Consider the following 7,014-nt stretch of genomic DNA (forward strand, 5'->3'; position numbering starts at 1 on the left):
TTGACATTAATTTTACGTAGAAAACAAGAACTGTATTTATAGAGTTCTCTATAAACACATTACATTTAAAAATAACGCAATATTTTCAATGAGTTAATAAACTTGAATTGTGAAAAACGTGCAAAACCTGCTCTATAAGTACATCAAAAACTGCTAAATACCAGTATTTTCATTATACCTGTATATACAATCAGACTTACGAGAGGGGAAGGAAACGAGTAATTATTTCTCGTTTTTAATTGAATCTAATCCCAAATAGTTCAGTAAAAACCTAAGGCGCTTGTGCCCCTTTCCGCCTTATAAACCTAAGTCGCAAACGCCCCCAACGACTTAGAAACTACAAATTCAGGACCAAATTTACTTAACCACTTCATAAACAGGATTGCCATAAATTAGCGTTTTTTTAAACATCCTGCTAATAAAGTTGCAAAAAAATCACTACCTTTTTTACGGCAGAATTGAATATTGCGCTGCGGAATGGCATCGGGATCAGGATGATGTTGTAGTGCCAGCTCCATGCTTGCTTCTCTTATAATATGTAAACAGGGATAGGGTGAACGATTGGTATAATTTGCAGGATCACTTTGTGGCTCTGCGGCAAAACAATAATCCGGGTGGAAATTCGCCAGTTGATAAGTGCCTTCAAAACCTTGATCAAACAGTAGATCATTAGCTAAGTCCACTAAATCTAAAAAGCTATCAAAGCTTTGAAAAGCATAAGGCATAATAAATAGGGTTGTTTCTGTCTCTTTATGGGCATCTAGATAGTGGCACTCTTTAATAAGCTCTAGCAGTACGTCGGCTATTTCAGTTGGCTCTACTACTGTATAACGAATTGATCCTCGCTCGACCTCTTGGCGTGCAAAGGGGCAGATATTGTATTTGACAATAACCTGCTTTACCCAATTTTCGGTGTGCGTAATGATCTCATTTGCTGCGCTCATATTTTACCTTTCTTGCAATTTATTATAGATAAACAATTAAAATCGATAACCATGTGCGCCTAACATTGCACCAATAATGGTAATAGCACTTATCGTTAACAATATATTATACATAAGATGTAATTTTCTAAACGTCTTTACACTATTTTCTAATGCTTGTTTTCTAAACCAATCATGTAAAAACCAGGGTTCAAATACAAACAATACCATAGTAAACAACAGCCAAATAATGACCCTCAAGTTTTTCAAACAATTCCATGCGATTATTTATATCAGGAATCTGTTTTAAAGCGGGAATTAAAATTGTGGTAACAAACGCGACGCCACCAATCCAAAATACAACGGCAAAAAGATGGCTATTAACACTTTCCATAAACATCCATACTGGGAAATAAAGTAAAGATCCAAGTATTATTTATTGATCTTATTATTCTTTAAGACTTTTTATCTTTACAGTTAGCCTGAACGCTAAGAGCAGTGAAAAGTGGCTAACTAATTCGGCAAGATAACTCTTCTTTGTATTATTCAGCCAATTAATACAAAGAGAGCAAATATAATCAGGTTTGATGTTATTAAGTTCAACCAGTAAGTATCAGTGCTGTCAGAGGTGCTGCATTAAAATGAGATTAAGCAATACAAAAGTTAAGTCGCTTCCGCCCCCATAGCGATGTATGGACTCCGCCAACTCTAGCAACTAGCCTAGAGTTACGGTAACTAATAAGGAGACCATACTATGTTGAAATCTAATATTATCGGAATCGATCTAGCTAAAAATATTCTTCAAATTTGTCAAATCAGTAAACATGGTGAATTAATTAGTAATAAAGCCGTGAATCGACAAAAACTAAAAGAGACTTACAAACCAATAAATCTATGGCCAATATTACTCAGCCACTACACCTCCGCTTATCACTTTTTTATGAACGCAATCACAAATACATCATCAAACTTCATTGACTGGCTGTTCACAAGGGCATATTATGCCACAAACCGTTTTGTTAACTAGACAAAGTGTGCGTATTAGTAAGCATGCGATCGAATACTGTTAGCTGAATTCAAGGAAAAATCATGAAACATGAAAAATTATCACCTTACAAGCGAAAGAAGCTGAAAGGTATAAAAGTCAACGTTGCTGTTGTTATTGTTATTTATGTGCTAATCGAGTTAGAGTGGTTAAGTATCTTACCTGTATTTTCGCTCGCCGGAGGTACATTAATGGCCTGTGTTCATGCTATGTATTTCTTCTTCAACTATGACGATGAAGAGGAGTCAGCGGAAAACATCTTTCAAAATAGCATGTACATCACTTCAAATCGCAAGCAACCCGAAGACGGGCGTGAAAAGAGACATGACTAAAGCAGAGGGTGTAGCAGCTAACTATAAAATAAACATGGTGATGCATTGTATGGGAGCCCACATTCCACAATCAACTTAAGTGGATGCAGTCCCTCTTCTCAAGTTAGCTTTGAAATACGATGTTCTTTGTTATTCACTGCTTAGCAAAGCGTTATGGCGATAAGAATCAAACTAGTTTACATAAAAAAATGGTTCTTTGTGTGGTCAAGATTACTTTAATGAGTGCCACAATAAGCTGTTTTATAGTAATCAAAAGTACAAAAAACAATTCATTTTGACTATGGGCTAAGCCTGTAAAATTTAACGTAAAGGAATCTTATGGAAGCGCGAAGGAAAGGTATTACAACTATTAATAAATCTGTTATTAAATTACTACTTGCAAAACCTATTTTGTTAAAAAGAATCACCGCGAAATTACTCTGCATTATCATCGCTTTATGTGCGTTACCGTCTGTTGCAGTTTCCGCTGTTCTTGATCCTTATAGTGGACTCTATAAAGTTGATTCAGACGTCCCAAGTTACATTATTATCAATAACGACAATAATCGTTACTTCGCTCATATGGCTTACAGTGCGGCTGAGCTCATTATTGACGAAACAGGAGAGTTCAAAGCGAAAGAAAAAGCGAGTAATATAATCGGTCGCTTTAAAGATAAAAAAGAAGGCAAGTATAACAAGGCATTTGCTAATGTATCTGGCACTCAGTTTACCTACAAGCGTGTCGATATTCCCCAAGATCAATATGTTTCGACCTTATATGGTTCAGAAAAACAAATGACTGACTTTAGCAGTTCAAATAATGGTGTTTGTGCGGATGCTTATAACTTAGAGCCATTAATTAATGTTACAGATAGTCCCAAATATATTGATGCACTTATTACTAAAATCGAAACAGCTGATAACAATTTCAAGAATATTGATAGCTTACTTATCTTAAAAGATAATAAATTGGTTGTTGAGCGCTATTTTAACGGTTGGCAAGCGGACCAGCCTCATACCATAAAATCTGTTTCTAAAAGCCTTACTTCGTTACTAGTGGGAGCTGCGATTAAAGAGAAGTATATTAAAGGTGTCACAGAGTTACTCCCAGAATTACTCCCAGAGTATAAAGAAGACCTTATTGATGGAAGAGAAAATATCACTTTACAAAATCTTCTGAGCATGTCTTCAGGTTTAAAGTGGGACGAATGGTCACTTCCATATACGAGCCCTGATAATATCATCTGGAAGGAGTTCGCTAGTGAAGACTCTGTTGCCTTTGTACTTTCTCAACCAGTTGTCGCCAAGCCAGGTGCCATATTTGCCTACAGCGGAGGCTCAGTTACTGTTGTTGGTGATATTATCCGAGAAGCCACTCATCAAAAGTCTGTTAGTGACTATGCTAAGAATGGCCCATTATCGGCGCTTTGCTTCAATAATGCCTACTGGTATAAAAAAAATGATGGCCGAACTGGTGTTGCAGGTGGTGCATACTTACGACCAAGAGATATGTTGAAGCTAGGGCAGTTGGTGCTTAATGACGGTCATTGGAATGGTAAGCAGCTTATCGATAAAGAATGGCTGATTAAATCAACGAAACCTGCTGTTGAGAACACATATCTTCCGTGGACGGACTATGGTTATTTTTGGTGGCTGTCAGATTATTATTTAGGCAGCAAAAGATATTCTGCAATTATGGCAGAGGGTTATGGTGGTCAGAACATTATTATCATTAAAGATCTCAATCTCGTGGTGGTGACAACAGCAACGAATTTTGACTTAATTCGTTCTCTTACCCACAGAATGATGGAAGAAAATATTTTACCTGCATTTTAACATTCAATGGGTTAGCTTTAGAGTGGCATTGTTTAAATGGCCACTCTTTTAAAGTTATTTCCGTAATATTTTCTAAGGCGCTTTGTGCCCCTTTATAAGATGAGTTGTCTACAAATATAGTTAATACTGATATGTAGACATGCACTCATTTTGTACGAATATCGCCCCTAAACATACAAGTAAATTCCCTTATTGGTCAGAAAAATAATGGCTGTCACCAAGTTCTACGGTCGAGTTTATATACTTACTTAAAAGTGATTTTAATTTTCCGGAGTGTTCCAGTTTGTTCAATTCCGATTCAAAAAACAGCTTTAACTCCTGAGCGTGTTTATAGTGTTTTGAGATCATAAGATGAAATGATTCTGGAGGGATACCTGGGATGGGAGAAAAAACCAAGTCCTCATTATTGATTAAACCTGTATTCAGAAGCGTTTTCCATCCAACCAGAATCTCATACCGGGCAAAAGAAATGTCACAGCGGAGGAGCAATGTTTTTCTGAGCAGCCCTTTATAGTCGGCGGCTCCCATGTCAACGTCTTCATTTCTTTGCCCAAAGTTGACGTAGTTGAATCCACTAACACCACATAGTTTTCCGTATTTTTTCAGATCTGATGGAGCCTGTACTGTGACTCCCGCGGGAAACTTCTTTTTTGCGTAGAAATAAGAAGGCACCACAGTGTAATACCCTTTGGTCGTCACATAGTTGGCCATTCTATCGTCATTGAGTCCTCCTCCAAAAATAACATCATATTTATTCCCATTCATTGCTTCCTTCAAGCACCTTTTCCATGAAAGCAATTCAGCGGAGTAAGAGATCCCGTTTTTAGTAAAAACCTCATCAAAGAGATCGATATCAAACCCTTTAACTTCTTTAGTTTTTTTGCCATTGATCCGTTTGAAATAATAATATGGAGGCCATTCGTGAGTGCCGGCGCAAAAGCGAATTGTCTTTTCTTTCAAACTCATTGTTTGAGATGCTGATAGAGCAGGACAAAAAATGATAATCAACAAAGTACAGAACCATAATCTATTCACAGCAATACCCTGATGGTTTTATTAACAATCTTATAAGGCCATCCCGCAAGCAACTGGTCCCTAAGAGCTGTTAAGGAAAGATTTGAGTGATATCCGCCTGATCTTTGCCTAAGTAGCAAGATCAATAATTTCGATACCGCCGATACTTCTATTCTCGTTTATCAGTTCAAGCGATGAGTATAGGACTAATAAATGGCCATTGCGAGCAGCCTTAACTAGCACGATTTTCCTGAAAGCCTGTACAAAGCTCCACTCACAATGAAGCTATCAGATATTGCACAACGCTCGGAGTCGGGAAGAAGCGAGCATAGTTGGAGCTACCTCTTACGTTTAAGAAATTAAGAAAAGGTGATTAGTTATGCATTTCGTTGCCTAGCGCTTTTGGGGACAAAAACTTTTTAGATGATGGTACGAATAGATGACGATTGATTCTGTTTTGTATTGAGGATTCTAAGGCGCTTGGCGATACGCCCAGAGTCAACGGGTTGTTCTGTTTTAGGAGCAATGGTTTGTAGTGTTGTAAATACTTTTCGTCCTTGTTGTGCACCAACCGCTGTCCGGTAGATGAGCGAATACCGTTAATTAGCAACATGGGATCATCTTCCAGCCCATCCAGTGACCGGTCGCTGTTTTCTGCACCACTAACCAATAAGCCCTGACGATCAAGAAAAGCGGCTACTCGCGACTAACCAAAAAATATCGACATGAAGCTATAAATGACATTCAGGACAACATCAATAACAGGGTACAAAATACCGGTATACAGCAATATTAAGATGATGAAAAACCCATAGGGTTCAACCCGCGCTAACGCTACCTGCACTTGCTTAGGGAGAAATTCCACAAGAATTCTAGAACCATCAAGCGGTGGAATAGGGATTAAGTTAAAGGCCGCTAATATAATATTAATTTTTGCCACTATAAGTAAAATCGTTGAAAATACCGAACTAGTACTAAACGCTTCAAACTGCATTAACAATAATGCAACCATTGCAATGAAGATATTCATTGTGCAACCTGCAAGCGCTACACAAATAACACCCAGCCGAGTGGGCTTTAGGTTAGAGTAATTTACCGGTACAGGCTTAGCCCAACCAAACCCAACAAACAAAAGCATAAGCGCGCCAATCGGGTCCACGTGTGCAACAGGGTTGAGGGTTAATCGCCCCGAATGCCTTGCAGTGTTGTCACCAAACCACGACGCAACTAGCCCGTGTGCAATTTCATGAAAAATAATGGAATACAAAAGCGGTACCGTCAACATTAAAAATGTTACCGGGCTTTGCATTAATAGAGATAAAAGACCCATACCTAATTTTTTAACCTTGTTAAGTTATAATTTTCGTTTAACCACTTTATAATTAATCAATGCCCCCCATGCTCGTCACTGGTGTAGTTTGCATAAACTAATTGAATGTTACTGAAGATTTAACAATCCCTCTAACTCTCTTAAAAAAAGGCGGGACATCCACACCTTCTGTTCATTTAAATCATTACATCAAAAGAAACATCATACTCTACTCAACTAAAAACTAATATTACACCGCGCAAAGGGCAAGGCAATAGTAAATATCTGCTGAGAAAATTGATATTAGAGATCAAAAAGCTAAGGGGGGTTGTGCCCCAAAGTGAGCTAGAAGTTTACAAAATGGTGGCCGATTTCACTCAGCCTCAACAGTTTGGAGTTAGCCCAATCACATTCGTCTATGCGTTAGTCATCTGCTGGTGCATTGCTTTAATCAATGCGACTAGTGCTTCTTTTGATAACTTATCAACTGTTTCAACTGTTTCAGCGAGTTGTTTTTTATCAGCAACAATTGGCGTGAAATCAATTGCCGGCTTAAGTACCGTTTTGATTAATTTC

Annotated in this window: 6 protein-coding genes and 1 pseudogene; 3 read left to right on the forward strand and 4 right to left on the reverse strand. The window is 37.9% G+C overall.

What is annotated here, in order from left to right:
* Nucleotides 1–392: 392 nt before the first annotated feature.
* Entirely contained in the window at nucleotides 393–944 is a 552-nt protein-coding gene (locus AC4GME_RS16035; protein WP_490379756.1) for a DUF1415 domain-containing protein, read from the reverse strand.
* A 190-nt stretch (nucleotides 945–1,134) separates the two neighbouring features.
* Nucleotides 1,135–1,317 (reverse strand): hypothetical protein, encoded by a 183-nt coding sequence (locus AC4GME_RS16040; protein ID WP_490379757.1) that lies wholly within the window; start codon nucleotides 1,315–1,317, stop codon nucleotides 1,135–1,137.
* A gap of 360 nt (nucleotides 1,318–1,677) precedes the next feature.
* Between AC4GME_RS16040 and AC4GME_RS16045 the strand changes: the two are divergent.
* The 3 genes and pseudogenes from AC4GME_RS16045 to AC4GME_RS16055 form a co-directional block, all read left to right on the forward strand.
* Nucleotides 1,678–1,797, forward strand: a pseudogene (locus tag AC4GME_RS16045) (IS110 family RNA-guided transposase); the annotation flags it as partial.
* Nucleotides 1,798–2,012: 215 nt separating this feature from the next.
* Nucleotides 2,013–2,300, forward strand: a complete 288-nt coding sequence (locus AC4GME_RS16050) for a hypothetical protein (protein WP_490378588.1) — start codon at nucleotides 2,013–2,015, stop codon at nucleotides 2,298–2,300.
* Between the two features lie 318 nt (nucleotides 2,301–2,618).
* A complete protein-coding gene (locus AC4GME_RS16055) occupies nucleotides 2,619–4,115 on the forward strand; it encodes a serine hydrolase domain-containing protein (RefSeq protein ID WP_490378589.1) in 1,497 nt (498 codons plus the stop codon).
* Between the two features lie 189 nt (nucleotides 4,116–4,304).
* Here the strand turns inward: AC4GME_RS16055 and AC4GME_RS16060 are convergent, their stop codons facing one another.
* On the reverse strand, nucleotides 4,305–5,081 hold the full coding sequence (locus tag AC4GME_RS16060; RefSeq protein WP_490379758.1) for a substrate-binding periplasmic protein: 777 nt from the start codon (nucleotides 5,079–5,081) through the stop codon (nucleotides 4,305–4,307).
* Between the two features lie 754 nt (nucleotides 5,082–5,835).
* The gene (locus AC4GME_RS16065) at nucleotides 5,836–6,459 is read right to left on the reverse strand and encodes a site-2 protease family protein (RefSeq protein WP_490379759.1); all 624 of its coding nucleotides are present in this window, start codon (nucleotides 6,457–6,459) and stop codon (nucleotides 5,836–5,838) included.
* Between the last annotated feature and the right edge of the window lie 555 nt (nucleotides 6,460–7,014).

The organism is Psychromonas sp. (assembly GCF_983033635.1).